Source organism: Myxococcus sp. NMCA1, from assembly GCF_026810205.1.
Taxonomy (GTDB): Bacteria; Myxococcota; Myxococcia; order Myxococcales; family Myxococcaceae; genus Myxococcus; species Myxococcus xanthus_A.
The window spans coordinates 3,954,649-3,977,262 of sequence record NZ_CP113950.1 but is presented as its reverse complement, the minus strand read 5'-3'; the positions used below and the strand labels follow the sequence as shown (position 1 = coordinate 3,977,262).

General features: G+C 66.1%; 32 protein-coding genes. 3 read left to right on the top strand and 29 right to left on the bottom strand.

Going from position 1 to position 22,614, the window contains the following annotated elements; translation table 11 throughout:
- Window positions 1–44 precede the first annotated feature (44 nt).
- The 29 genes from infA to OZ403_RS16965 all read right to left on the bottom strand — a co-directional run bounded on the left by infA (window position 45) and on the right by OZ403_RS16965 (window position 18,667).
- A complete protein-coding gene (gene infA / locus OZ403_RS17105) occupies window positions 45–224 on the bottom strand; it encodes a translation initiation factor IF-1 (RefSeq protein ID WP_013375891.1) in 180 nt (59 codons plus the stop codon).
- 397 nt (window positions 225–621) lie between these two features.
- Window positions 622–1,269 carry an adenylate kinase gene (locus OZ403_RS17100; RefSeq protein WP_140791193.1) on the bottom strand — a complete coding sequence of 216 codons (648 nt, stop codon included), beginning with the start codon at window positions 1,267–1,269 and terminating at the stop codon, window positions 622–624.
- A 163-nt stretch (window positions 1,270–1,432) separates the two neighbouring features.
- The gene (secY, locus tag OZ403_RS17095; protein WP_140791191.1) at window positions 1,433–2,779 is read right to left on the bottom strand and encodes a preprotein translocase subunit SecY; all 1,347 of its coding nucleotides are present in this window, start codon (window positions 2,777–2,779) and stop codon (window positions 1,433–1,435) included.
- 134 nt (window positions 2,780–2,913) lie between these two features.
- Window positions 2,914–3,441, bottom strand: a complete 528-nt coding sequence (gene rplO, locus OZ403_RS17090) for a 50S ribosomal protein L15 (protein WP_140791189.1) — start codon at window positions 3,439–3,441, stop codon at window positions 2,914–2,916.
- A 20-nt stretch (window positions 3,442–3,461) separates the two neighbouring features.
- On the bottom strand, window positions 3,462–3,731 hold the full coding sequence (rpmD, locus tag OZ403_RS17085) for a 50S ribosomal protein L30 (RefSeq protein WP_011553353.1): 270 nt from the start codon (window positions 3,729–3,731) through the stop codon (window positions 3,462–3,464).
- 3 nt (window positions 3,732–3,734) lie between these two features.
- Entirely contained in the window at window positions 3,735–4,256 is a 522-nt protein-coding gene (gene rpsE / locus OZ403_RS17080) for a 30S ribosomal protein S5 (RefSeq protein ID WP_140791186.1), read from the bottom strand.
- Between the two features lie 22 nt (window positions 4,257–4,278).
- Window positions 4,279–4,635: a 50S ribosomal protein L18 gene (rplR, locus tag OZ403_RS17075; RefSeq protein WP_002633592.1), complete on the bottom strand. Its 357-nt coding sequence runs from the start codon at window positions 4,633–4,635 to the stop codon at window positions 4,279–4,281.
- Between the two features lie 108 nt (window positions 4,636–4,743).
- Window positions 4,744–5,310, bottom strand: a complete 567-nt coding sequence (gene rplF / locus OZ403_RS17070; RefSeq protein WP_140791184.1) for a 50S ribosomal protein L6 — start codon at window positions 5,308–5,310, stop codon at window positions 4,744–4,746.
- 64 nt (window positions 5,311–5,374) lie between these two features.
- Window positions 5,375–5,791 (bottom strand): 30S ribosomal protein S8, encoded by a 417-nt coding sequence (gene rpsH, locus OZ403_RS17065; protein ID WP_140791182.1) that lies wholly within the window; start codon window positions 5,789–5,791, stop codon window positions 5,375–5,377.
- A 162-nt stretch (window positions 5,792–5,953) separates the two neighbouring features.
- Window positions 5,954–6,139 (bottom strand): type Z 30S ribosomal protein S14, encoded by a 186-nt coding sequence (locus OZ403_RS17060; protein ID WP_002633595.1) that lies wholly within the window; start codon window positions 6,137–6,139, stop codon window positions 5,954–5,956.
- A 27-nt stretch (window positions 6,140–6,166) separates the two neighbouring features.
- A complete protein-coding gene (rplE, locus tag OZ403_RS17055) occupies window positions 6,167–6,820 on the bottom strand; it encodes a 50S ribosomal protein L5 (RefSeq protein WP_140791180.1) in 654 nt (217 codons plus the stop codon).
- A 181-nt stretch (window positions 6,821–7,001) separates the two neighbouring features.
- On the bottom strand, window positions 7,002–7,337 hold the full coding sequence (rplX, locus tag OZ403_RS17050) for a 50S ribosomal protein L24 (protein ID WP_002633597.1): 336 nt from the start codon (window positions 7,335–7,337) through the stop codon (window positions 7,002–7,004).
- Window positions 7,338–7,380: 43 nt separating this feature from the next.
- On the bottom strand, window positions 7,381–7,749 hold the full coding sequence (gene rplN, locus OZ403_RS17045; protein ID WP_002633598.1) for a 50S ribosomal protein L14: 369 nt from the start codon (window positions 7,747–7,749) through the stop codon (window positions 7,381–7,383).
- Window positions 7,750–7,816: 67 nt separating this feature from the next.
- The gene (gene rpsQ / locus OZ403_RS17040; protein WP_174258795.1) at window positions 7,817–8,143 is read right to left on the bottom strand and encodes a 30S ribosomal protein S17; all 327 of its coding nucleotides are present in this window, start codon (window positions 8,141–8,143) and stop codon (window positions 7,817–7,819) included.
- 90 nt (window positions 8,144–8,233) lie between these two features.
- Complete coding sequence (gene rpmC, locus OZ403_RS17035) at window positions 8,234–8,440, bottom strand: 50S ribosomal protein L29 (protein ID WP_011553344.1); 207 nt, start codon at window positions 8,438–8,440, stop codon at window positions 8,234–8,236.
- 45 nt (window positions 8,441–8,485) lie between these two features.
- Window positions 8,486–8,905 (bottom strand): 50S ribosomal protein L16, encoded by a 420-nt coding sequence (gene rplP, locus OZ403_RS17030; protein WP_002633601.1) that lies wholly within the window; start codon window positions 8,903–8,905, stop codon window positions 8,486–8,488.
- A 66-nt stretch (window positions 8,906–8,971) separates the two neighbouring features.
- Window positions 8,972–9,634: a 30S ribosomal protein S3 gene (gene rpsC, locus OZ403_RS17025; protein ID WP_002633602.1), complete on the bottom strand. Its 663-nt coding sequence runs from the start codon at window positions 9,632–9,634 to the stop codon at window positions 8,972–8,974.
- A gap of 41 nt (window positions 9,635–9,675) precedes the next feature.
- Window positions 9,676–10,020: a 50S ribosomal protein L22 gene (gene rplV / locus OZ403_RS17020; RefSeq protein ID WP_002633603.1), complete on the bottom strand. Its 345-nt coding sequence runs from the start codon at window positions 10,018–10,020 to the stop codon at window positions 9,676–9,678.
- A 35-nt stretch (window positions 10,021–10,055) separates the two neighbouring features.
- Window positions 10,056–10,343 carry a 30S ribosomal protein S19 gene (gene rpsS / locus OZ403_RS17015; RefSeq protein WP_002633604.1) on the bottom strand — a complete coding sequence of 96 codons (288 nt, stop codon included), beginning with the start codon at window positions 10,341–10,343 and terminating at the stop codon, window positions 10,056–10,058.
- A gap of 9 nt (window positions 10,344–10,352) precedes the next feature.
- The gene (gene rplB / locus OZ403_RS17010; protein ID WP_140791174.1) at window positions 10,353–11,198 is read right to left on the bottom strand and encodes a 50S ribosomal protein L2; all 846 of its coding nucleotides are present in this window, start codon (window positions 11,196–11,198) and stop codon (window positions 10,353–10,355) included.
- 34 nt (window positions 11,199–11,232) lie between these two features.
- Window positions 11,233–11,526: a 50S ribosomal protein L23 gene (locus OZ403_RS17005; RefSeq protein WP_002633606.1), complete on the bottom strand. Its 294-nt coding sequence runs from the start codon at window positions 11,524–11,526 to the stop codon at window positions 11,233–11,235.
- A complete protein-coding gene (rplD, locus tag OZ403_RS17000; RefSeq protein WP_002633607.1) occupies window positions 11,523–12,146 on the bottom strand; it encodes a 50S ribosomal protein L4 in 624 nt (207 codons plus the stop codon). The genes OZ403_RS17005 and rplD overlap by 4 nt, the downstream gene beginning before the upstream one ends.
- A 53-nt stretch (window positions 12,147–12,199) precedes the next feature.
- Entirely contained in the window at window positions 12,200–12,508 is a 309-nt protein-coding gene (rpsJ, locus tag OZ403_RS16995) for a 30S ribosomal protein S10 (protein ID WP_002633608.1), read from the bottom strand.
- A gap of 201 nt (window positions 12,509–12,709) precedes the next feature.
- Window positions 12,710–13,900: an elongation factor Tu gene (gene tuf, locus OZ403_RS16990; protein WP_140791172.1), complete on the bottom strand. Its 1,191-nt coding sequence runs from the start codon at window positions 13,898–13,900 to the stop codon at window positions 12,710–12,712.
- A 144-nt stretch (window positions 13,901–14,044) separates the two neighbouring features.
- Entirely contained in the window at window positions 14,045–16,120 is a 2,076-nt protein-coding gene (gene fusA, locus OZ403_RS16985; protein WP_140791170.1) for an elongation factor G, read from the bottom strand.
- A gap of 143 nt (window positions 16,121–16,263) precedes the next feature.
- Window positions 16,264–16,734 (bottom strand): 30S ribosomal protein S7, encoded by a 471-nt coding sequence (gene rpsG, locus OZ403_RS16980; protein ID WP_011553340.1) that lies wholly within the window; start codon window positions 16,732–16,734, stop codon window positions 16,264–16,266.
- Window positions 16,735–16,884: 150 nt separating this feature from the next.
- Window positions 16,885–17,256, bottom strand: a complete 372-nt coding sequence (gene rpsL / locus OZ403_RS16975; protein ID WP_002637381.1) for a 30S ribosomal protein S12 — start codon at window positions 17,254–17,256, stop codon at window positions 16,885–16,887.
- 221 nt (window positions 17,257–17,477) lie between these two features.
- Window positions 17,478–17,972, bottom strand: a complete 495-nt coding sequence (rimI, locus tag OZ403_RS16970) for a ribosomal protein S18-alanine N-acetyltransferase (protein ID WP_268784619.1) — start codon at window positions 17,970–17,972, stop codon at window positions 17,478–17,480.
- Window positions 17,969–18,667, bottom strand: a complete 699-nt coding sequence (locus tag OZ403_RS16965) for a hypothetical protein (RefSeq protein ID WP_237081190.1) — start codon at window positions 18,665–18,667, stop codon at window positions 17,969–17,971. The genes rimI and OZ403_RS16965 overlap by 4 nt, the downstream gene beginning before the upstream one ends.
- Window positions 18,668–18,779: 112 nt before the next feature.
- Here OZ403_RS16965 and OZ403_RS16960 point away from each other — a divergent pair, with 112 nt between their 5' ends.
- The 3 genes from OZ403_RS16960 (at window position 18,780) to OZ403_RS16950 (ending at window position 22,576) form a co-directional block, all read left to right on the top strand.
- Window positions 18,780–19,955 carry a J domain-containing protein gene (locus OZ403_RS16960; protein WP_268784618.1) on the top strand — a complete coding sequence of 392 codons (1,176 nt, stop codon included), beginning with the start codon at window positions 18,780–18,782 and terminating at the stop codon, window positions 19,953–19,955.
- Window positions 19,956–20,046: 91 nt separating this feature from the next.
- A complete protein-coding gene (locus tag OZ403_RS16955) occupies window positions 20,047–20,778 on the top strand; it encodes a HEAT repeat domain-containing protein (protein ID WP_140791162.1) in 732 nt (243 codons plus the stop codon).
- Between the two features lie 100 nt (window positions 20,779–20,878).
- The gene (locus OZ403_RS16950; protein ID WP_268784617.1) at window positions 20,879–22,576 is read left to right on the top strand and encodes an ATP-binding response regulator; all 1,698 of its coding nucleotides are present in this window, start codon (window positions 20,879–20,881) and stop codon (window positions 22,574–22,576) included.
- Window positions 22,577–22,614 lie beyond the last annotated feature (38 nt).

Here is a 22,614-nt window from a genome sequence, read left to right as displayed (position 1 = left end):
AAAGCCCAACGGGCGGCCCGCCATTCCCAGGCGGGGACACCCTACTACTTCGCCCGGTACGTGATCCGCCCGCGCGTCAGGTCGTATGGAGACAGTTCGACCTTCACCTTGTCACCCGGGAGGATGCGGATGAAGTGCATCCTCATCTTGCCCGAGATGTGCGCGAGCACCTTGTGGCCGTTGTCCAGCACCACGCGGAACATCGCGTTCGGGAGGGGCTCCATCACGGTCCCCTCGACTTCGATGGAATCATCCTTCGGCAAGCGTCAGACTCTCTTCCCCGGACCACGAACCTCTTGGAAGCGCGGCGGGATAGCACTTTGGTCCGCAAGTGGCAAGCGTCGCGCGACTGCAAAACTCGGATTCCTACCAACCCCACATAACGGCGGGCTATTTCACCTGCAGTCACAACAAAATCAACTCCTACGGTGAGACCTCGTCAAGGTCCACACCTGGAGCGAGTGCTCTGACTGCGGGGTGAACTTGCGCCCGCCCCTCACGGGAGTCCAGATCTCCCCCAGGCCGAAGTTCCCCGTGCCCGGGAGAAGCAAGCTCTGTCCCTGGAGCGGCGAGCCGGTGAGGAGGCACCCACCAGGCCGTCTCCCCACCTCTCCGGGCGGATCAGGCCTTGCCCGCGGCGGCCTTGATCTCCTCGTAGATGCCCTCCGGCGTCCCCACACCGTCCACGCTCTTGAGCAGGCCCTTCTTCTCGTAGAAGGCCTTCAGCGGCGCCGTCTCCGAGTCGTACTTCTGCAGGCGCTTCTCGATGACCTCGGGCATGTCATCCGGGCGCTGGACAAGCCCGGCATTGCACTTGTCACAGTACCCCGCCCGCTTCGGGGGGCTCTGATAGACGTGGTAGACGCTGCCATCCGCCGGGCAGACCCGCCGCCCGGAGCCGCGCTCTACCAGCTTCGCGTGCGGCACCTCCAGTGAGATGACGGCGCTCAGCTGCTTGCCCAGGCGGCCCAGCATCTTGTCCAGCGCGTCGGCCTGGCCCGGCGTGCGCGGAAAGCCGTCCAGGACGAAGCCCTTGGCCACGTCCGCCTCCTTGAGGCGCTCCTCGACGATGCCAATCACGACGTCGTCCGGGACGTACTGCCCAGCGGCCATCAGCGGGCCGGCCACCTTGCCCAGCTCCGTACCCTCCGCGACTGCCTTGCGGAGGATGTCCCCGGTGGAGATCTGGGGGATCTGGAAGTCGGCGAACAGTCGCTTCGCCTGCGTCCCCTTCCCCGCGTTTGGCGGCCCCAACAGGATCAGGTTCATGTGTCCTCTCAGCTCCGAAGGAAGGCACGGAAGTCGTAGGACTCAAACCCCCGAGCGCGCTCCGTGTGCACCAGCGAATACCCTTGAACAACACCTAGCCTGGGAACGACGAGGCGCCCCTCCCCGCGACGGGGAGAGGCGCCCGGAACGCCCGCGCGGAGGCTCAGGCCGCCACGCGCACCCGGCCCCGGATGCGCGGGCCGCGAGGGCCGGCGAAGCCCTCGTAGTTACGACTGATGAGGTGGCCCTCGATCTGCTGCACCGTATCCAGCGCCACGCCCACGACGATCAGCAGCGCCGTGCCGCCAAAGGTGAACCGCACCCCCAGCAAGCCGCTGATGACCGACGGAATCACGCAGACGACCGACAGGTAGATGGCACCACCGAACGTGAGCCGGTTGAGCACGCGCTCGATGAACTCCGCCGTCTGACGGCCCGGACGGATGCCCGGGATGTAGCCACCCTGCTTCTTGATGTTGTCCGCCACGTCGTCCGGCCGGAACGTCAGCGCCGTATAGAAGTAGGCGAAGAAGATGACCATCAGGACGAACAACCCGTTGTAGATCCACAGGTTGCCTTCGATGGCGCGCTGGAAGCCCTGCAGGAACGGGAACCAGGTTCCCAGCGTGGCCGGGAAGGACAGCACCGCGCCCGCGAAGATGGGCGGAATCACGCCCGAGGTGTTCACCTTCATCGGGAAGTACGTCGCCTGGCCGGCGAACATCCGGCGTCCCGCCATCCGCTTGGCATACTGGATGGGAATGCGCCGCATGCCGCGCTCGACATAGACGACCGCGGCGATGATGACGAGCATGAAGAAGACCAGCGCCAGCACCTCGGCCACCGAGATGACGTCCTGACGGGTCAGGTCCAGCAGCTGCTTCGCGCCCGGGAGCAGGCCCGCCACGATACCGGCGAAGATGATGAGCGAGATGCCGTTGCCGATGCCGCGCTCGGTGATGCGCTCACCCAGCCACATGATGAAGGCCGTGCCGGCCGTGAGGCTGACCACCGTCATGAAGGTGAACCAGACGCTGTCGTCGGGGACGACCACCTGGTTGAAGCCGCTCTGGCCACCGTCGGAGCGGCCCAGAGACGCCAGCCACCGCGAGATGCCGATGCCTTGCACGATGGAGAGCGCGATCGTGCCGTAGCGGGTGTACTGGTTGATCTTCTGCCGGCCGCCGGCGCCTTCCTTCTGCAGCCGCTCCAGGCTGGGTACGACCACCGCGAGCAGCTGCATGATGATGGAGGCGCTGACGTACGGCATGATGCCCAATCCGAAGATGGACATCTGCTCCAGCGCGCCGCCGGAGAAGAGGTTGAACAGCGAGACGAGGCCGCCCGATTGCTTCTGGGCGTCCATGAACGCGTTCATCGCCGAACGGTCCACGCCTGGCGTGTTGATGAAGATGCCGATGCGATAGACGGCGAGCAGCGCGAGCGTATACGCGAGCCGACTGCGCAGCTCAGCGATACGGAAGACGTTGGCGAAGGCGTTCAGAGCCACGGGGTAGCCATCCTCTTCGAGAGGGTTCTGCCAGGACGACAAAACGCCCCTGTTCCACGAGCGGGAAAGGGGCGCAGAAGCCTACACAAGCGAAACTGCGCGCACCACTAGCAAGTGATGCGCGCTAGACACGCTCAGGCCTTGGGCTGCCGAGGAGCCTTGACGCCCTTGCCAGCGTGCGCCTTGGCCGCGGACTCCGGCTTGTGGGCCACCAGCGGAATTTCTTCCACCGCGCCGCCCGCCTTCTGGATGGCCGCCTTCGCCGCCTCAGAAGCCTTGTGCACGACCACGGTGACCTTCTTGGTCAGCTCGCCGCGGGCCAGCAGCTTCACACCGTGGTAGCGACCCTTGACCAGGCCGACCTTGCGCAGCGTCTCCACGTCCGCCGTGGCGCCGGCATCGAAGTGCTGCTCGAGGTCCGACAGGTTGACGACCGCGTAGACAGTCCGGTTCGGCGGCGTGAAGCCAAACTTCGGCAGACGCCGCTGCAGGGGGCTCTGGCCACCCTCGAAGCCTTCGAACCGCATGTTGCCGCTGCGGGCCTTCTGGCCCTTACCACCGCGGCCGGCCGTCTTGCCAAGACCACTACCCTGGCCGCGGCCCACGCGCTTCTTGCGGTGCCACGAGCGCGCCGGACGCTGCAGTTTGTTCAGAGTGCTCATCGTCTCGATCCTCTCGTGACTCAGGCCTTGTTCTGCTTGGCCTGATACGCGATCGCCCGCTCCCGCAGGGCAATCTTGGCGGGCTTGCGGCGCTTGGGCGCCGGCGCGTCGCCGGAAACGGTTTCCAGGGTGACCAGGTGCTTCACCTTGAACGCCATCCCGCGAACCGCAGGCGTGTCCTTGAGGAGCCGCTCGTCACCGAACTTCTTCAGGCCCAGCCCACGGATGGTGTCCAGCATGTCGCTGGACGCACCCGCAAAGCTCTTCACCAGCTTCACCTTGAGCGCCATGGGCTAGCCCCTCTGCTCCCCGGCGAGCTTCGCCGGCTCGACGTCCTTGCCACGGAGACGCGAAACCTGCTCCGCGCTGCGCAGCAGCTTCAGGCCAGCGACAGTGGCCTTCAGCACGTTGTGCGGGTTCCGCGAGCCCTGGCTCTTGGTCAGGATGTTCCGGATGCCCGCCGCCTCCAGCACCGCGCGAACCGCGCCGCCGGCGATGACGCCCGTACCCTGGCTGGCCGGCTTCAACAGCACCCAGCCAGCGCCGAAGTGCCCGAGCACCTCATGCGGAATGGTGTGACCCACGAGCGGAACGCGGAACAGGTTCTTCTTCGCGTTCTCGCCACCCTTGCGGATGGCCTCGGGGACTTCGTTGGCCTTACCCAGGCCGACGCCCACGTGTCCGGCGCCGTCCCCCACCACCACCAGGGCGGCGAACGAGAAACGGCGGCCGCCCTTCACGACCTTGGCCACGCGGTTGATATTCACCACGCGGTCGGTGAGGTCCAGATCGTTCGGATTGATCGGAGTTGCCACTTGGGGGATTCCTTTCGAATTCTTAGAACTTCAGCCCGGCCTCGCGCGCGGCGTCGGCCACGGCGGCGATGCGCCCGTGATAAGGGAAGCCGTTGCGGTCGAACACCACCGCTTCGACGTTGGCGGCCTTGCACTTCTGCGCAATCAGGGAACCAACACGCTTCGCATCCGCCTTCTTGTCGCCCTCGTCCTGACCCTTCAGGTCCTTGGACAGCGACGAAGCAAACGCAAGCGTCTTGCCCGTGGTGTCATCCACCACCTGCGCATAGATGTGCTTGAGGCTCTTGTAGACGGTGAGCCGCGGCCGCTCTGTCGTACCCGACAGCTTCTTGCGGATGCGGTTCTTCCTCTTGAGACGGGCTTCGATCTTCGTAGGCATGGCTGCTTCCTTTTCCGTCCGGAGGCGATGCGGCCTTCCGCCGCCGGATGATGCCACCAGGTCCTGAGGACCCGGTGGAGTTTGGAACACTTAGGAAAGACAGGACGACTAGGTCGTACCGGTCTTGCCCTCCTTGCGGCGGATGCGCTCCTCGGAGTACTTGATGCCCTTGCCCTTGTAGGGCTCGGGCGGACGCAGCGAGCGGATGTTCACCGCCGTCGCGCCCAGCGCTTCCTTGTCCGAAGAACGGAGCGTCAGGCCCACGGTAGGCAAGCTGTCCTCGTTGCGCGGCGCCTTGTCGACTTCGGCGGTCACGCCCTCGGGCAGGTTGAAGACCACCGGGTGCGAGTAACCCAGCGCGAAGTGAATGGCCTTGCCCTTCACCTCGGCGCGGAAACCAACGCCGCGGATGTCCAGCTTCTTCTCGAAGCCCGTGGTCACACCCTTCGCCGCGTTCGCGAGGATGGTCCGGGTCAGGCCGTGCAGGCTGCGCGCCTCACGCGAGTCATCCTCGCGCTGCACGGTCATCTGGCCGTCCTTGATCTCGACCTTGACCTTGCCAGGCAGCTTCACCGACAGCTTGCCCTTGGGGCCCTCGAAGTTCACCTGCTCGCCGGCGATGACGGCCTTCGTCTTGTCGCCGAGCTTGATCGCCAGTTTTCCAATCCGACTCATGGTTGCCTCGGTCCTGTGTGCCTGGGGCGCGCTCCCTCACGGGGCGCCGCACCCGGGCGGCTGGCTAGTAGACGGTGCAGAGCAGCTCGCCGCCGACCTTCTGCTTGCGGGCCTCGGAATCCACCATGATGCCGCGCGAGGTGGACAGGATGGAGATACCCAGGCCACCCAGCACCTGCGGAATCTCACGCACGGCGGCGTAGCGGCGCAGACCCGGCTTCGACACGCGGCGGATACCGGTGATGGCAGGCGCACGGTCCGGACCGTACTTCAGCTGCACGGAGATCTCCGGGAACACCGTGCGCTTGTTCTGCACGGTCTGCTCGTGGACCACGAACTCACCGATGTAGCCCTCATCCTTGAGGACCTTGATGATCTCGAGCTTGAGCTTCGAGTGGGGGATGACGACCTTGTCGTGACGCGCGCGCGAAGCGTTGCGCAGGCGGGTCAGCATGTCGCCGACGGGATCATTGACCGGCATGGAGTACCTTCCAAAGCGAGGCCTCGTACCGAGCGCCTCGCGTTCGCAGCCACCGCGCCTGCCGGGCCCATCCCGGGGGTTCGCGCTGACCGCCACTACGAACTTCCTACTTCGATGTGCCTGGCCGGCCGCTGAGGCCCGCCAGGCACCCTGCCCTTCCGGCTACCAGGACGACTTGGTAACGCCGGTGATCTCGCCGCGGAGGGCGCGATTACGGAGGCAGATACGGCACATCTTGAACTTGCGCAGGAACGCGCGCGGCCGGCCACACAGCGGGCAGCGGTTGTACTGGCGCACCGAGAACTTCGGCTTGCGCTTTGCCTGGGCGATCTTGGAGAGCTTGGCCATGTTTCGTCGGGTCCTTGGCTCGAGGGCTTACTGACGGAACGGCATGCCGAAGTGACGCATCAGCGCCAGCCCCTGCTCGTCGTTGGCCGCAGTGGTGACGAAGCTGATGTTGAGCCCCTTCACCTTCTCGATCTGGTCGTAGTTGATCTCAGGGAAGATGATCTGCTCGCGCACGCCGAGCGTGTAGTTGCCCTTCCCGTCGAACGCCTTGGGGGACACGCCCTTGAAGTCACGCACGCGCGGCAGCGCCACGGTGATGAGGCGGTCCATGAACTCGTACATACGGTCGCCGCGCAGCGTGACGGCGGCACCAATGGCCTGCCCCTGGCGCAGCTTGAAGTTCGCGATGGACTTGCGGGCGCGCGTGACAATCGGCTTCTGGCCGGTGATCGCCGCGAGCTGGTCCACCGCCGACTCCAGGATCTTGTTGTTGGCGAGCGCCTCGCCCAGACCCATGTTGACGACGATCTTCTCCAGCCGGGGAACCTGCATCGGGTTCTTCAGGCTCAGCTCCTTCAGGAGGGACGGAACACCTTCCTTGAAGAAACGCACCTTCAGACGGGCAGGCTTGGACTCCAGGCCTTCCTCGATATTGGCGGCGAAGCCAACCTTCTTGGCCTCTTCCTTCTTGCCCCGCTTCGCCTTCTTTTCCTTCTGCTCGGCCTTCTTCTCGTCAGCCATCGTCCTGTCCTCTGCTTCGGGGCGCCGTCGTGGACCCAGCACGCCCGATCAGTCCTTCGTATGGAACCTGGAAACACCGCGAGGGCCCCTGTTGCTCCACGGGCCCTCCATGCCTGCACGCCCGCCCTTCGCCACCACTGGGGTGGGCAAAGGGCGCGCATACATGCACCAACGCGGACACCTAGTCAATCAGGGCGTCGCAGTTCTTGCAGAACCGCTTCTTCTTGCCCTCTTCACCTTCAGTACGGATGCCCACCCGAGTCGGCTTGTCGCACTTGACGCAAACCACCTGCACGTTCGCCAGCGCGATCGTGCCCGGCTTCTCGACGATGCCGCCTTCCGGGCTCTGGGGCGTCTTCTTCATGTGACGCTTGACCAGGCGCAGGCCCTCGACCGTCACGCGCTCAGCCTCGCGATCGATCTTCAGTACCTTGCCGCGCTTGGTCGCCGGGTTCTTCTCGGAGGCCTCGGCCCCGGCCATGACCTGGACCGTGTCTCCTACCTTCAGCTTCTGCATGGCTTCCTCTCTCTGGCTGCTCGCCGTCCGGCCTGCTGTCCTCTCAGAGGACTTCGGGCGCCAGCGAGATGATCTTCATGAACTTGCGGGCGCGGAGCTCACGGGCCACCGGCCCGAAGATACGCGTACCAATGGGCTCCATGTCCTTGTTGATGAGGACCGCGGAGTTGCCGTCGAACTTGATGTAGCTGCCGTCCGGGCGACCCACCTCGCGCTTGGTGCGAACGATGACGGCCTTGGCCACGTCACCCTTCTTCACCTTCGAGTTGGGAAGCGCCTCGCGCACCGAGACGACAATCACGTCGCCGATGGACGCATACTTGCGCTTCGAGCCGCCGAGCACCTTGATGCAGAACACCTTCTTCGCGCCCGAGTTGTCCGCCACGTCGAGCACGCTCGTCATCTGAATCATCTGGGAATCTCCTGTCGCCGGTGACCATCCCGCGCCACCTCACGGCCGCGCGGAAGGGACATGCGTGCTAGACGTTCTTGCTCTTCTCCAGCACCTCGACCACGCGCCAACGCTTGTCCTTCGAAGCGGGCTTGGTCTCGGCGATCCGGACCCGATCACCCTCGTTGATGGTGATCTTCTTGGGGTAGTCGTGATCCTCCACGTGCGCCTTGTACTTCTCGCGCAGGCTCATGATCTTCCCGTACTTCGGGTGGGGAGCCCGGCGCTGGACGGTGACGACCACCGTCTTCTGCATCTTGTTGGAGGTGACAATCCCCACGCGCGTCTTGGGACGGCCACGGGTGGAAGTCTCGGGAGACTGCGTCTCGGTCGCTTCAGCCATCTTCTCTCTCACTGTCTCTCATGCACCCGGGCATTGGCGCCCGGATGGCCGCACGCGCTCCTCTATCAGCTGAGCGCGGTTGGAGTCGTGGGTGTTCAGCCCTTAAGCCTTCGTCTTCTGGGTCAGCACGGTCAGAACCCGCGCCAGGTCCCGCCGGTGCTGGGTGCGCTCGGCCGGGTTGTCCAGCGAACCGGTCCGACGCTTCAGCTGGTCCTGGAACAGCGTCTCACGCAGCTCGGCCGCGCGCTGCTTCAGGTCGTCCGCCGACAGTTCCTTCAATTCCTTCGCAGTCGCCATTTCACTCTCCATGCGAGCGGAAGCCGTCCTGGGGACCAGCTCCCGCCGCTCGGTGCCTTAGAGGCTCAGGTCCGCCCGCTTCACGATCTTCGTGAGCACCGGCAGCTTCGCCTGCGCCAGCTTCAGCGCTCCGGTGGCCACTTCCGGCGTCATACCCTCCATCTCGTAGAGGATGCGGCCGGGCTTCACCACCGCGACGTAGTACTCCACGCCACCCTTACCGGTACCCATACGGGTCTCAGCGGGCTTCTTGGTGATGGGCTTGTCCGGGAAGATACGGATCCAGATCTTGCCGCCACGCTTCACGTGACGCGTCATCGCGATACGAGCCGCCTCGATCTGCCGAGAGGTGATCCACCCCGGCTGGAGGCTCATCAGGCCGTACTCACCGTAGGTCATGTCGCTACCCCGGTGGGCACTGCCAGGCATGCGGCCCTTGTGCATCTTGCGGTACTTCGTACGAGCAGGCTGAAGCATCGTCGCTGTCCTTCGCCGCCCTGCCCCGGGCGCCCCTTTTGGGAGCGCCCGGCGCGGGTGGGCTGATTACCGGTTGGAGGGCATGGGGGCCTGGCCACCCTTGCCCGGGAGGACCTCGCCCTTGCAGACCCAGACCTTGCAGCCGATCTTGCCGTAGGTCGTCTTCGCCTCGGCGAAACCGTAGTCAATGTCCGCGCGCAGGGTGTGCAGGGGCACGCGACCCTCGCGGTACCACTCGTAGCGCGCCATCTCCGCGCCACCGAGGCGGCCCGAGCAGGCCACGCGAATGCCCTTGGCGCCGAACTTCATCGCCGTCTGCAGGGCCTTCTTCATGGCGCGGCGGAACGCGATGCGGCGCTCGAGCTGCGTGGCGATGTTCTCCGCCACCAGCTGCGCGTCGGTCTCGGCCTTGCGGACCTCGACGATGTTGAGGAAGACCTCGTTCTTCGTGAACTGCTGGAGGTCCTTCTTCACCGTCTCGATGCCCGCGCCACGCTTGCCGATGACGATGCCCGGCCGCGCAGTGTGGACGTTGACCTTGACCTTGTTGGCCGCGCGCTCGATCTCCACCTTCGACACGCCCGCGTGGTTCAGCGACTTCTTCACGAACTCGCGGATGCGGATGTCCTCGTGGAGCCACTGCGCGTAGTTCTTGTGCTCGAACCACTTGGAGTCCCAGGTCTTGATGACACCAAGCCGGAACCCGATCGGATGAACTTTCTGTCCCAACGTGATTCTCCTTGAAGCGTCCGGGCAGGGCCCGACGGGTCCTACTTCTTCGCCTCGGCGAGCACCACGTGGACGTGGGCCGTCTTCTTCTTGATGGGGGTGGCCCGGCCCATGGCGCGCGGCATGAACCGGCGCTGGGTGGGACCCTGGTCCACGGAGATGGTCTTCACGTAGAGCGTGTCCACGTCGACCTGGCCCTTGGACTTGTCAGTCGCGTTGGCCACGGCGCTCTTGATGAGCTTCTCCACCGGCTTGGCCGCGGCGCGCTTGGTGAACTTCAGGATGTTGAGGGCCGCCTCAACAGGCTTGCCCCGGATGAGCTCCGCAACGGTAGAAATCTTGCGGGGGCTCATGCGCAGGAAACGCAGATGTGCAGTCGACTCCATGGTCTTCTCCTCAGGCTCTCAGGCAATGCGCCAGGCTACTTGCCCGGGGCCTTGGCGACCTTCTTCTCCGCCGAGTGACCGCCGAACGTACGCGTCGGGGCGAACTCGCCGAGCTTGTGGCCAACCATGTTCTCCGTGACGAACACCGGGATGAACTTCTTCCCGTTGTGCACCGCGAAGGTGTGACCCACGAACTCCGGAAGAATCGTGGAGCGGCGGGACCACGTCTTTACGACGGCCTTCTTGTTCGTCTTGATCATGTCCTCGATCTTCTTCACGAGGAAGTCATCGACGAACGGACCCTTCTTGATCGAACGAGCCATGGAATCCTCTTACTGGCTGCGCGCGCCCTGGCGGCGGCCGGACACGATGAACTTGTCAGTGCGCTTGTTGGTGCGCGTGGTGAGACCCTTGGTCTTCTTCCCCCAGGGGGACACAGGGTGCGGGTTACCCTGACCGGACTTGCCTTCACCACCGCCGTGCGGGTGGTCGACCGGGTTCATCGCCAGACCGCGGACGGTGGGACGGATGCCCAGCCAGCGGCTCTTACCCGCCTTGCCGATACGGATGATTTCGTGCTCGATGTTGCCCACCTGGCCCACGGTGGCGCGGCACTCGATGAGGACCTTGCGGACGGTGCCGGAGGGCATACGCACCTGTGCGTAGCGGTCCTCCTTCGCCATCAGCTGTCCGGACGTGCCGGCGGAGCGGATGACCTGGGCGCCACGGCCCGGCTTCAGCTCCACGTTGTGGATGACCGTACCCACCGGGATGTTCTGCAGCGGCAGGCTGTTGCCCGGCCGGATGTCCGCGCCTTCGCCGGCGAACACCGTGTCACCCACGCTCAGACCGACCGGAGCGAGGATGTAGCGCTTGTCGCCGTCCGCGTAGTGCAGCAGCGCGATGTTGGCGGTGCGGTTGGGGTCGTACTCGACGGCCACGACCTTCGCGGGGACGCCATCCTTGTCCCGGCGCTTGAAGTCGATGACACGGTAGCGGCGCTTGTGGCCGCCACCCTGGTGCCGGCGGGTGATGTGCCCGTGGACGTTGCGACCACCGGAGCGCTTGAGCGGCTCGGTGAGGCTCTTCTCGGGCGAGTCCTTGGTGATGTCCGCGAAGTCGGACACCGTCATCAGACGGCGGGCGGAGCTAGTCGGCTTGTACTTCTTGATGCCCATGGTGTGTTCCTCAGGCTGGCTCGACGCCGTGGCGTCAGGCCGCCCCTCCCTCGAAGAGTTCGATCGAGTCGCCCTGCTTCAGCGTCACAACCGCCTTCTTGAAGTTGGGCCGCTTGCCGATGCTACGACCCACCCGCTTGATCTTGCCGCGGACGATGTTGGTGTTCACGCCCTCGACGGTGACCTTGAAGAGCGTCTCCACCGCGCGGGCCACGTCGTGCTTCGTCGCCTTGCGGTCGACGATGAACGAGTACTGGCGAAACTTCTCGCGGGCCTTGTCCAGCTTCTCGGTGATGAGCGGGCCCTTGATGACGTCGTTCAGATTCATGACAGCGCCCCCTCGAGGGTCTTCGCGGCCGCGGACGTGAGCACGAGGTGCGAGTGCCGGAGAACGGCCTCGAGGTTCAGGCCCTCGGGCGGCAGCACGTCGAACTTCGCCAGGTTGCGCACGCTGCGGTGCAGGTTGGTGTTGCCCTTGTCGTCAATCACCAGGGCGTTCTGGAGCTTCAGACGCTTGGTGAGGACCTCGAAGGCCTGCTTGCTCTTCGGAGCATCCAGGGAGAAACCGTCCAGGATGATGAGCGTCTTCTCCTGGGCCCGCAGGGACAGCGCGGACTTCAGGGCGCCGCGGCGCACCTTGCGGGGCGGGCGGTAGAAGTAGTCGCGCGCCTTGGGAGCCATCGCCTTACCGCCGCCCACCCAGTGGGAAGCGCGGATGGAGCCCTGACGAGCGCGGCCGGTGCCCTTCTGCTTCCAGGGCTTCTTGCCGCCGCCGCTGACCAGCGAGGTGTTCTTCACCCCGACCGTGCCGCGGCGCCGGTTGATCTGCTGCATCTTCGCCACCTCGTAAAACAGGTGGGCGTTCGGCTCGGTGCCGAAGACATCGTCGGAGAGCTCAATCTCCGACACCTTCTTCAAATCCAGGTCGACAACGTCAAACTTCGCCATGGCACTTTCCTCGCGGGGGTCGGAGTGTAACCACTCGAACGCCCACCCGCTTCCTAGGACTTGATCTCGACGTCAACGCCAGCCGACAGATCCAGCTTCATCAGCGCATCCAGCGTCTGCTGCGTGGGCTCGAGGATATCGAGCAGGCGCTTGTGCGTGCGGATCTCGAACTGCTCACGGCTCTTCTTGTCCACGTGCGGAGACCGCAGCACCGTGAACTTGTTGATGCGCGTGGGAAGGGGGATCGGACCGGCCACCTTCGCGCCCGTGCGCTTGGCCGTCTCGACGATCTCACCCGCGCTCTGGTCCAGGAGCTTCGAGTCGTACGCCTTCAGCCGGATGCGGATCTTCTGTGTCGCCATTCGCAAGAACCTCTTTGAACGGACTCTGCCTCTGCCGCGGGAGGGCGTTACGACCGACGTCCCCTGGATTTCACAGAGCCGTTTCTTCAGAACGAAGGGGCGCGGTGTCTACCATCCCGCCCCAGGGTGTGCAACTGGATTCCCAACGGCTCCTTGATAATTCCCAGGAATGGGAACTCAAGGAGCCACTGGGGGCCTGCGCTACTCGATGACTTCCGCCACAACGCCGGCGCCCACCGTGCGGCCGCCCTCGCGAACAGCGAAGCGCAGCTCCTTCTCCATGGCCACGGGGGTGATGAGGTCCACCTCAATGGCGATGTTGTCGCCCGGCATTACCATTTCGACGTTCTCCGGCAGCTTCACCGTGCCCGTCACGTCCGTGGTGCGGAAGTAGAACTGCGGCCGGTACCCCTTGAAGAACGGGGTGTGACGGCCGCCCTCTTCCTTCGACAGCACGTAGATCTGCGCCTTGAACTTGGTGTGCGGGGTGATGCTGCCCGGCTTGGCCAGCACCTGGCCGCGCTCCATGTCCTCGCGCTTCAGGCCGCGCACCAGCGCGCCGATGTTGTCGCCCGCCATGCCCATGTCCAGCAGCTTGCGGAACATCTCCACGCCCGTGACAACCGTCTTCTGCGTCGGCCGCAGACCGACGACTTCCACTTCCTCGCCGACCTTGATGATACCGCGCTCGACGCGGCCCGTGGCCACCGTGCCGCGGCCGGAGATGGAGAACACGTCCTCCACCGGCATCAGGAAGGGCTTGTCCGTCGCGCGTTGCGGCGTCGGGATGTAGCTGTCCACCGCCTCCATCAGCTTCAGGATGGACGGCTCGCCGATGTCGCTGGTGTCACCCTCCAGCGCCTTGAGCGCCGAGCCCGGGACGATGGGGATGTCGTCGCCAGGAAACTCGTACTTCTTCAGCAGGTCGCGGACTTCCATCTCCACGAGCTCGCGCAGCTCGGGGTCGTCCAGCATGTCCACCTTGTTCAGGAAGACCACGATGTACGGAACGCCGACCTGGCGCGCCAGCAGGATGTGCTCACGCGTCTGCGGCATCGGGCCGTCCGCGGCCGACACCACCAGGATGGCGCCGTCCATCTGCGCCGCGCCCGTAATCATGTTCTTCACATAGTCGGCGTGGCCCGGGCAGTCGACGTGGGCGTAGTGCCGGCTCGCCGTCTGGTACTCGACGTGCGAGGTGGAAATCGTGATTCCGCGCTCACGCTCCTCCGGCGCCTTGTCAATCAAGTCGTACGCCAGAAACGTGGCGCCGCCCGTCTTCGCCAGCACCTTGGTGATGGCGGCCGTCAGCGACGTCTTGCCGTGGTCCACGTGTCCGATCGTGCCGATGTTCACGTGGGGCTTGTTACGCTCGAACTTTTCCTTGGCCATGGCCTCTCCTCACGGGGTTGCCGGTCCGAAGCCCGGCACGTCTCGACTCGCGGAAAACAACTGCGAAGGTGCTGCGTCCTGCTCCAAACCTGCCACAACGTCAACTGAAATCGCCCGTCCGGTCCGCGGCCGGGCCGAAGCCACTCAGCGGTTGAGCGCCGTCTTGGGCGCGGGCGCGTAGTGGCTGAACTGCATGGTGTACGTCGCCCTTCCCTGGCTGCGGCTGCGCAGGTCGGTCGAGTAGCCGAACATGGCCGCCAGGGGCACCTGCGCCTGGATGGCCTGCACGCGGCCAGGCCGGGGGATCATCCCCAGCACCTTCCCGCGCCGTCCGTTCAGGTCGCCAATGACGTCGCCCATGAAGTCATCGGGCGTGACGATTTCGCAGTTCATGATGGGCTCGAGGAGCACGGGCGTGGCCGTGCGCACGGCATCCTTGAAGGCCAGCGAGCCGGCGATCTTGAACGCCATCTCGCTGGAGTCCACGTCGTGCATGGAGCCGTCGAAGGCCTCAACCTTCACGTCCACCATGGGGTAGCCGGCCACCGGGCCGTTCTGCATGGCCTCCGCGCACCCGGCCTTCACCGCGTCGACGAACTCCTTGGATACCACGCCGCCGGTGACCTTGTTCTCGAAGGAGAACCCCTGCCCCGGCTCGTTGGGGGCCACGCGCAGCCAGATGTGGCCGTACTGGCCTCGGCCGCCCGTCTGGCGGATGTACTTCCCTTCCATCTCCACCCGGGAGGTGACCGTCTCACGGTAGGCCACCTGGGGCTTGCCGATGTTCGCGTCGACCTTGAACTCACGCAGGAGGCGGTCGACGATGATTTCCAGGTGGAGCTCGCCCATGCCGGCGATGAGCGTCTGACCCGTCTCCTCGTTCGTCCTCACGCGGAAGGATGGGTCCTCCATGGCCAGGCGCTGCAGCGACTGGAGGATCTTGTCCTGGTCCGCCGTCGACTTCGGCTCGATGGCGATGTCGATGACGGGCTCGGGGAACTCCATCCGCTCCAGGATGATGGGCTGCTTGTCGTCGCAGAGCGTGTCGCCCGTGCCGGCCAGCTTCAGGCCCACCACGGCGCAGATATCACCGGCGTAGCACTCGGTGATTTCGTCCTTCTTGTCCGCGCGCATCTGCACGAGCCGGCTGACCCGCTCGCGCTTGCCCTTCACCGAGTTCCATACCGCTGAACCCGCCTCCAGCTTGCCGGAGTACACGCGGAGGAAGGTCAGCGTCTGGGACTGGAACGAGGGGTCGTTCATGATCTTGAACGCCAGCGCGCTGAAGGGCGCGTCGTCCCGCGTTTCGCGCACGGCGTCCTCGCCGTTGGGCGTCTTGCCGTGGATGGGCGGCACCTCCAGCGGGCTGGGCAGGTAGTCCACCACCGCGTCCAGCAGCGGCTGCACGCCCTTGTGGCGGAAGGCCGAGCCGCAGAACACCGGGAACAGCTTCAGGCTCACGCAGCCCTTGCGGATGGCGCCACGCACTTCGTCCTCGGTCAACTCCACGCCCTCGAGGAACTTCTCGGTCAGCGCGTCGTCCTGCTCGGCCGCGGCCTCGAGCAGCTCGGCGCGGGCGGCGTCCGCCTCCTCCTTGAACTCCTCGGGGATGTCCGTCTCGTCGTAGCGGCTGCCCTGCTCCGAGTCCTGGAACACCAGGGCCTTCATCTTCACCAGGTCGATGACGCCGCGGTGCTTGTCCTCCGCGCCCAGCGGCAGCTGCATGCGAACCGCACGCGCGCCCAGCTTCTCGCGGATGGTCCCCACGGACATCTCGAAGTCGGCGCCCACCCGGTCCATCTTGTTGATGAAGCAGATGCGGGGGACCTTGTACTTGTCCGCCTGGCGCCACACCGTCTCCGACTGCGGCTCCACACCGTTCACCGCGTCGAACACCGCGATGGCGCCGTCCAGCACGCGCAGGCTGCGCTCCACCTCGATGGTGAAGTCCACGTGTCCCGGCGTGTCGATGATGTTGACGCGGTAGCGCTGGTCGCGCCGGGCCCAGAAGGCGGAGATGGCGGCGGACGTGATCGTGATGCCGCGCTCACGCTCCTGGACCATCCAGTCGGTGGTGGTGTTGCCTTCGTGCACCTCGCCCATCCGATGGATGGCGCCGGTGTAGAAGAGAATGCGCTCCGTGGTCGTCGTCTTGCCGGCATCGATGTGCGCCATGATGCCGATGTTGCGGTAGCGCTCGAGGGGGTACTCACGGGCCATGACTCAATACCTCTCCAGGAAGCAAGGGCGGGCCCAAGGCCTCGACACCTGCCGGCCGGACGATTTCAGAGAACCTGCTCATCTAACAAAACCGCCCGGATGCATCCTCTGCACCCGGGCGGCAACCGCGAAGCCTCTAGGGCCTACCAGCGGTAGTGAGCGAAGGCCTTGTTGGCCTCCGCCATCTTGTGCGTGTCTTCACGCTTCTTCACCGCGTTGCCGCGGTTGTTGGCGGCGTCCATGATCTCACCGGCCAGCTTCTCCTGCATGGTCTTCTCACCACGCGCCTTGGAGTAGGTGATGATCCAACGCATGCCGAGCGCCACGCGGCGGTCCTGACGGACCTCGACGGGCACCTGGTAGGTGGCGCCACCGACGCGGCGGCTCTTGACCTCGAGCACCGGTTTGACGTTGTCGAGGGCCTTCTTGAAGGTCTTGAGGGGGTCTTCCTTCGCGCGCTCCTCGATGAGGGCGAAGGCGCCGTAGCAAACGCCTTCCGCGATGGACTTCTTGCCCTTCCGCATCAGGTCGTTGACGAACTTGGTGACGAGCCGGTCCTGGAACTTCGGATCCGGAAGAATCTTGCGCTTGGCGACTACGCGACGGCGAGGCATCTCTTCTCTCTTCCCTTACGCCCCACTCCCATTGGGAGAAATCCACGGGGCTTCAAGTACTGCAGGAGGAACTTCACAAGGACGCTCCCCAGGGTGCGGGGCAATGCGTCCAGACTCTGCGCTACAGAAGGTGATCCGCGTGACGAGCGATCAGCTCGGACGCTTCGCGCCGTACTTGGAGCGGCTCTGCTTGCGGCCCGCGACACCCACGGAGTCCAGCGTTCCACGGACGATGTGGTAGCGGACGCCCGGGAGGTCCTTCACACGGCCACCGCGAATCATCACCACCGAGTGCTCCTGGAGGTTGTGACCCACGCCGGGGATGTAGGACGTGACCTCGATCCCGTTCGTCAGACGAACACGGGCCACCTTGCGGAGGGCCGAGTTCGGCTTCTTCGGGGTCGTGGTGTACACGCGCGTGCAGACGCCACGCTTCTGAGGGGACTCCTTGAGCGCGGGGCTCTTGCCCTTGACGACGAGCTTCTCGCGGCCCTTGCGGACCAGCTGGCTAATGGTCGGCACTGATACCTCTTCTTCGGGTTCGTCGCCGCCAGAGACACCAGGCGGCGCATATCTACCTACAAGACAACGGAAAGGCGCGCGAGTATAGGAAGGGGCCTATCCGTGTCAAGCACGGCTTGTCCCTTGCCTACAACCGGCAAGGGTCCCAGGTCCCATTCCCCGCCTCGGCGCTTCCGCGCACGGCTGGTCTACAACGGGGCGGTCCTCTACTCCGCGTGCGGTTAGAAGTCGAGGACCATCACGACGGCGTCCTCGCCCTCGTCGACGTAGTAGTTCGGCCGGATGCCGACGGGGCGGAAGCCGAAGGCCCGGTAGAGCTGGAGCGCGGCCTCATTGCTCTTGCGCACCTCCAGGGTGGCCAGGGAGCAGCGCTTCGCCATCCCCCGCGCCAGGACCTCGTCCATGACAGCGCGCGCCACGCCCCGGCGCCGGTGCTTGGGCGCGGTGGCCACGTTCAGCACGTGCACCTCGTCATGGACGATCCAGAAGATGGCCAGGCCCAGCAGCTCCGGCGCGTCCCCCTCCCGCTCCTCCTCCACGAGGAGGATGGTGGACCATTCGTGTTGAAGCTCGCGCCTGAGCAGGTCCTGGGACCAGGGGTTCTTGAACGCGGCCTGCTCCAGCAGCATGACCGCGGACAGGTCCTCCGGCATCATCTGCCGGATGGTGTAGCCGTGCCGGGCCCCGGGCGCCGGCTCCTCGCGCATCCGCCTCATCGACTTGCCTCCCGGGCAAAGGGCGCCACGCGGCGCACCTGCGCCGAGGCCCGCACCTGTGCCAGCTCTTCCGCTGCCAGCGCCCCATACCGCTCCCGAACCAGCTTCTCCCGGATGGCGGCGCGCGCCGCCTCGTAGCCTTCCGGATAGTCGTCCGCGTTCTGCTCGAAGTGGCGGCGGACCTCGGTCTCACCCACCTGCGCCCGCAAACGGATGCGGCTGTCCAGGATGCGCTCGGCCCGAAGCCCCCGCGCCAGCACCCGCTCCAGCCCCTGCACGTCCACGTCATGTCGGGAGAGGAACCGCTTCAACGCCGCCTCCCCTCCCAGCCCCGCCTGGAACGCCTCCACGCGCGCCTGGACCTCCGCGGGCTCGGCTGGGAAAGCCTGCAGCCGGTCCGCGTTCAGGACCTGGACCCGCTGGTTGATGATGAGCTCCAGGGCGCCCCGGAGCGTGTCCTCGTCGAGCGGGAGCTCCAGGGCCTGCACGCCGCCTCGCTGGAGGAGCGCGACCCGGGCCTCGAAGCGCAGCTCGCTCAGGGTGAGCACCTGGCCCTCGATGATGGCCACCACTCGGTCCGCGACCTGGCCCTCCACGGCGGACGGCGGGGCGGCCGCAGTCCCCACGGCTGGCGCCAGCGAGAGCCAGCCCGCAAGCCACAGGGTATCCGCGCCGAGCCAGCGAGGCGGTGACATGGGCTCCCTCATCCTCCGGCGACTTTATACATCTCGCACGGTCTGGACAGTCCTTGCTGGCGCGTGCCTACCGGCTGGTTACGTTGAATCGGGTACACCACGGCGGGAACAAATGGCGGACGACTACTACCAGACCCTCGGCGTCGATCGGTCGGCTTCAGCGGAGGACGTCAAGAAGGCGTACCGCAAGCTGGCACGCAAGTACCACCCGGACGTCAACCCGGGCAACAAGGCCGCCGAGGAGAAGTTCAAGCAGGTGAGCGCGGCGTTCGAGGTGCTGTCAGACACCCGGAAGCGCAAGCTCTACGACGAGTTCGGCCCGGACGCCGAGAAGATAGGCTTCGACGAAAAGAAGGCGGAGGCCTATCGGGCCTACAAAGCCTCGGCCGGGAGCGCCGGCGCCGGGGGCATTCCCTATGGCGCCGAGGGCTTCGACCTGGGTGACCTTTTCGGCGACCTGTTCGGAGGCCGTGGCGGTGGCACGGCGGGCGGCGCCCCGGGGGGCTTCGACATTGGCGAGATGTTCGGGCGTCGCGCTCGCAACGCCGGGCCCGAGCGTGGAGAGGACCTGACGGTCCGCGTCCAGCTCACGCTTGCCCAAGCCGTCTCCGGTACCGAGCGCCCCCTGGCCTTCAACCGTCCGGGCCGGTGCTCCACGTGCAACGGCCGGGGCACGTCCGGTCCGGTGTCCACCTGCACCGTCTGCAACGGCACGGGCCGCTCCCGCCGCGCAGGAAGCCTGTTCGGCAGCGCGGGTGCGTGCGCCAATTGCCACGGCACGGGCAAGGCCGCGCCGCCCTGCCCCCAGTGCGGGGGCTCGGGCGTGAAGGAGGAGCAGGCCCGGCTGACGGTGAAGATTCCCGCTGGCGTGCACACCGGCTCGAAGGTGCGGCTCTCCGGCCAGGGCGCGGCGGGGACACGGGGCGGCCCCCCAGGGGACCTCTACATCGAGACCGAGGTGGCCGAGCATCCCCTGGTGCGTCGAGAAGGCGACGACCTGCACCTCGACCTGCCCGTGACGGTCTCCGAGGCCCTGCTGGGCGCCGACGTGCGCGTCCCCACGTTCCAGGGGGAAGTCACCGTGAAGGTGCTCCCCCATTCCCAATCCGGCCGCCGCATGCGGCTGAAGGGGCGCGGCGTTCCCTCGCTCAAGGGCGGACCACAGGGCGACCTGTACCTCCACCTCCAGGTGAAGGTTCCCGAGGAGACCACCGCCGAGGCCCGGGCCGCCGCCGAGGCGCTCGCCCGGGCCTATCAGGGCGACGTCCGCCGCGAGCTGACGCTCTAGCCTCTTGCCTCTTGTCCTGGGCGCCGCACCGTCATAGACGGACGGCGCCCCACCTTCTCACGCCGCCGAACCATACGGAGCACACGCGCACATGGGCCTCTTAGACATCTTCACAGGCGGCTCGGGCCCCGAGAAAGCCCTCAAGCTCAAGCCCAAGGTCACCCAGAAGTACGGAGACCCCGCGACCCGGCAGAAGGCGATTCAACAGCTGGGGGAGATGAAGGTCCCCGAGGCCGTGTCCGTGCTGCTCAGCCGCTTCACCATCACCGTGGACCCGCTCACCACGGACGCGGATGAGAAGGAGCACACGTTCGAGCTGGTGAAGAGCTTCGGCAAGGACGTCGCCGTGCCGCCCATCCTGGAGTTCCTGCGCACCAGCGAGCAGGCCGCCTCGTGGGCCCTGCGGCTACTCGGTGAGCTGATCTCCGAGGAGGAGACCATCACCGCCTGCGTGAGCGCGCTCCAGCACCTGTCCGCCTACTACACGCGCAACCCGGAGAAGAAGGTGGTGCTGCTGCACCACGTGGCCGGCAGCCAGGATCCCCGCATCCCCCCCGCGGTGGTGCCCTTCCTGGAGGACATGTCGGACGACGTGAAGATCGCCGCGCTCAAGGCGCTGGGCGCCTTCAAGTACGAGCCGGCGCGCGAGCCCATGCTGAAGCTGCTCACCGCCGATGAGACGGCTCGCCGGGTGCAGACGTCCGTGCTCAGCGCGCTGGCGGAAGGCGGCTTCTCCGTGGAGGGCTACCAGGAGAAGGTGGAGCCGCTGCTGGTGGAGCCCTACGCACTGGGCAACGACCAGCGCATCCAGCGCCGAGCCTGAGCCCCGGCTGTCGGCCACCCGACATGGACACTGTCCTCCGGAAGGCCCCGGAGGACAGAGGCCGTTCACATGCGCGCGGAACTTGAGCAAGGATTCACCCGTGCGCTCAAAGAAGAAGGGGACGCTGGCGGAAGTCGTACCGCTGCGTCCGGTTGCGAAGGCGGCCAAGAAGACTCCGAAGCGGCCCGCGAAGCCGCTCCCCTCGGTGGATGCGGATGTTGCTCACCGCGCCCTGTTGGAGATGTCGCGGCACCTGACGGACAATGCGGGGCCCACCGAAGCGCTCCGCTCCCACCTGCAAACCATCCACACGCTCCTCAAGCCGAAGGTCTGCTACGTGGCGCGCTACTTCCCGTCCCGGGAGCAGCTCCACGTCGAGCACGTCCGAGGCCGCTACGACGACCGCGTCACCGCCGCCGTCCCCGGTGAGGGCGTGGTGGGCCGGGCCTTCTCCCAGAAGGCACTACTGCGTGATGGGGACACGATTGCCGTGCCCCTGGAGGGCCCGCAGGGCGTCGGTGGCGTCCTGGTGGTGCTGGGCTCCCGGCGCGAGCCGTCCGACACGCTGTTGCAGTCACTGGCCGCGCAGCTCACCGCAGCCTACGAGGTGGCGCGCCTGCGTGACGACAGCGCCCGCCGGAACAAGGATCTGCAGACCGCCATCGCCGGCCTCAAGAGCCTGGAACAGAACCGCGAGGAGTTGCTGGGCAACGTCTCGCACGACCTGAAGAACCCGCTCACCACCATCAAGTCCTACCTAGCGATGATGGGCCGCGAGAAGCTGGGGGCCCTCACGGATGCCCAGCGCCGCGCGGTGCAGATCTGCGACCGGAACTCGGACCGGATGCTCCGCATGGTGAATGACTTGCTGCTCATGTCCCGGCTCCAGTCCGGGAAGATGCAGCTCAATCAGCGTCCCTTCGGCCTCAAGGCCGTGGCGGAGGAAGTGGTGCGCTCGCTGGGGGCGCTCGCGGAGCACTGCAAGGTGCGCGTGGTGATTCCCCCCTGCCCCGAGGTGTTCGTCCGCGGAGACCGCGAGCGCATCGCCGAGGCCATCCACAACCTCGTGGAGAACGGCATCCACCACAGTGAGGCGGACGACACCGTCGAGGTGCGCGTCTCCGCCGAGGACGGCCTGGCGATGCTGACCGTGAAGGACAGCGGTCCGGGCATGTCCAGCGAGGCCCTGGAGCACGTCTTCGACGCCTTCTACCGCGCCACCCCGGGCATGCCCCGGCCGCCCGGTGCGGGGCTCGGGCTGCCCCTGGTGGGGAAGATTGTCGCCCTCCACGGCGGACGCATGGAGAGCGCCAGCGTCCTGGGCGAGGGCAGCACGTTCCAGATGGTGCTCCCCATGTTCGCCGGCGCCGTCAGCGCGCCGGAGATGGCCCAGGCCGCGCCCAAGTCCGGCGGAATCCTGCTGGTGGAGGACGACGCCGACTGCCGCGAGGTGCTTCAGCAGGTGCTGGAGCAGGAGGGCTACCGGGTGATGGCCACCTCGGGCGCCTCCGAGGCACGGTCCATTCTCTCCCACATCCGGCCAGCCATGGTCCTGCTCGACCTGCGGCTGAGCGAGGAGGACGGTCAGTCGGTGCTCCGCTACATCCGTGGCAACGAGTCGCTGGCGGACATCGTCGTGTACATCATCTCTGGAGCCAGCGAGGTGGCGTCACTCACCTCGGGTCAGGGGCTGGAGCGCATTGACGGCTTCTTCGAAAAGCCCCTCAACCTGCCCAAGCTGCTGGACACCGTCTCCGCGGTGGTCCGGCCCAGCCGACGATCCCCCGCCGTGCCTTGAGTTGGGGATTCGTCGTGGGTGCGAACAAGAGGTGGCCG